At 62.2% G+C, this 2,453-nt stretch carries 3 protein-coding genes; 2 read left to right on the top strand and 1 reads right to left on the bottom strand.

The genetic code is table 11. From position 1 onward, the window contains the following. The first annotated feature begins 1 nt into the window (after position 1). Positions 2-352, top strand: coding sequence for a DUF3119 family protein (locus IGS51_RS01815; protein WP_297075206.1), 351 nt, complete (start codon positions 2-4; stop codon positions 350-352). 8 nt (positions 353-360) lie between these two features. Next, on the top strand, positions 361-1,710 hold the full coding sequence (locus IGS51_RS01810) for a DUF3086 domain-containing protein (RefSeq protein WP_297075204.1): 1,350 nt from the start codon (positions 361-363) through the stop codon (positions 1,708-1,710). 83 nt (positions 1,711-1,793) lie between these two features. Here IGS51_RS01810 and IGS51_RS01805 read toward each other — a convergent pair. Next, positions 1,794-2,453, bottom strand: a 660-nt coding sequence (locus tag IGS51_RS01805) for a DUF928 domain-containing protein (protein WP_297075203.1), incomplete at its 5' end; no start/stop codon positions are given.

Below are 2,453 nucleotides of genomic sequence, written 5' to 3'. Positions count from 1 at the left end.
CGTGAACTCACCCTCTGCGATCGCCCCTACCGATACTGTCCAGCTTGCGCCCAGCTATCGATTGCCCATCGGACTGCTGCTGCTGGCGCTGCCGCTGGTGTGGCTCCTGCTGGTGCAAACCGCAACGCTGCGGCTCCACTTCACTGACATAGCCCTCGACATTTTTCGCGGCGAAACGCGCATCCGCCGTTTTCCCTATCAGGACTGGCAAAACTGGGCGATTTTCTGGTCGCCCGTGCCCATTCTCTTCTATTTCAAAGAGGTGAACAGCATCCACTTTTTGCCGATTCTGTTTGACCCCAAAGCGCTACAAGCCTGCCTGGAGCAGCGTTGTCCGACCGTTTCCGAGTAATTTGCCTCATGAACCCAGACGAATCCAACGCAGATTTTTTTGACTCGGACGAGGAGAAGTCTTCTCAGTCCCCCGGAGTGAATTTCACGACACCCGCCAGCGAAATGCCAGACGGGGCCGTTGCGCCGCTCAGCCTCTCGTCGCCAGCGACCCCGCCGCCCAGGGTTGACGAGAGCAGCGTCGGGGCGATCGCCAGTTCGGATGCGGCGGCTAATTCGGATTTCTCCTCGGAACCTGGGGCTGAATCGACCCTGCCCGCAGCGGATGAGAACGGGTCGAGCAACTGGATCGATGATTTGCCCTCCGATGCGGAACCGATGGCAGAAGCCGTCGCGCCTCTGGAGGCTCCGCGCTCGACTGCACCCGCCGAGTTCTCCGCCGATTGCTCGAAGGATGCTGACGACGACTCTCCAGCGGCGATCGCCGCACGGGTTGCCGACCTCAGAGCGCAGGAGCAAGACCTGAAGCGGGCGATCGCCCAACTCCAGGCCGATTTTGCGGCCACCGAGCGAATGCTGGGTCGCCTGGCCCGCGAAAGTCTGGGCGAGTTGGAACAGCGAAAACAGGCGCTGCAAGTTTCTGTGGAACAGTTGGAGCGTCGCCAAGAGCGCATTCGCGCCGAAATGCGGAGTACCTTTGCGGGCAGTTCGCAAGATATCGCCATCCGCATCCAGGGCTTCAAGGATTACCTGGTGGGCAGCCTGCAAGATCTGGTAACGCTGGCGGATGACCTGAAACTGTCTGCACCGCCGCCGCAAGAACGGGAGCGCGATCGTGAGCGGGAAAAAGAGCGCGAAGAACCCGCCCCCAGGCCTAAATTCGGCGAACCCGCGTTTCAAGAAGAAACCCGGCAGATCCGCAAACTGCTGGAGCAGTATCGCACCTCGCCCGACTATTATGGCCCCGCCTGGCAACTGCGCCGCACCTTCGAGCCAGTCCACGCCGAGCGCGTCGCCAACTGGTTCTTTACTCAGGGCGGCCGCGGCGCAACCCGAACGATGGGATCGCGCCTGCAAAACATTCTGGTGGCTTCGGCGATTATCTCTATCCTGCGGAAGCTCTATGGCCCCAAAGTGCGGACGCTGATTCTGGCAGACACACCAGAACGCCTAGGCGAGTGGCGGCGTGGTCTGCAAGACTGTCTGGGCATTTCCCGCGCCGATTTTGGGGCAGATCAGGGGGTGGTGCTGTTTGAAGCGCCGGAACCTTTGGCTCAGCGGGCCGATCGCCTGCTCAAGCAAAAGCAGCTACCGCTGATCATCATGGACGAGTCGGAAGATGTGGTGAACCTGTCGCTGCTGCAATTCCCGCTGTGGATTGCCTTCGCCAGCGACCCCACCCGCCCGATGGTGTACTAGCGCTTGTGCAACGGACAAGGAACAGGGGCGATCGCCCCCCTCAACTCCAGCCCTAAAATCCAAACCCCAACTTCCAGCCCGCTCTATCGCTCCACCTCCACAATCCGGCGCAACGCCTGGACGCGGGTGGCAGCTTGCAGACTATCACTGCGGGATTCCAGATCTGCCAGGGTTTCCAGCATCTCGATGCGGAGCGATCGCATCTGTGGCGACGCGGGCGAACTGAGGGTCAGCGCCAGGGCATCGTACCAGATACCGTCCTCAGCCATCTGCTGGGCATCGCGCACTGGGTCTGCCGAACGCGCCCCAGTCGGCGCAACCACCACAAACTCCGCCACATCGCGCAGGTTCAGCGATGGGCGATTGCTGTCGCACACCAGCACCACGCGCCACGCATAGGTTTCACCCACCGTGAGATCCTGCGGCACTGTCCAGGTCATGATGCCAGCGCGGCTGGTCAGCGTTTCGTCTAGCAGCGGCGGCTCGGTTTCCCGCTCCAGATCGCGCAGGGTTCCCCGAAACACCTGAATGACCAGCGTCCCCGCCGCGTCTCCGGGGACGTACCAGGCGAGGGTGGGACGGCGGGTGCTGGTCTGCCCTTGGTGAAGCTGGGGCGCAAGGGCCAACAGCGGCATATTGCTGCAATCGGAGGTTCGTATTCCGCCACCGGGGGCGGGGGCTTGATAGTCCGAATTTGGTGGCGGCGGCTCGTAGGACTTGAGCGCGGCGGGCGGCTGCGAGGG

The sequence above is a fragment of the Thermoleptolyngbya sp. M55_K2018_002 genome, assembly GCF_015295965.1.
GTDB lineage: Bacteria > Cyanobacteriota > Cyanobacteriia > Elainellales > Elainellaceae > Thermoleptolyngbya > Thermoleptolyngbya sichuanensis.
Note: the sequence above shows the minus strand (reverse complement) of the source record. Positions and strands in the feature narration are given on the sequence as shown.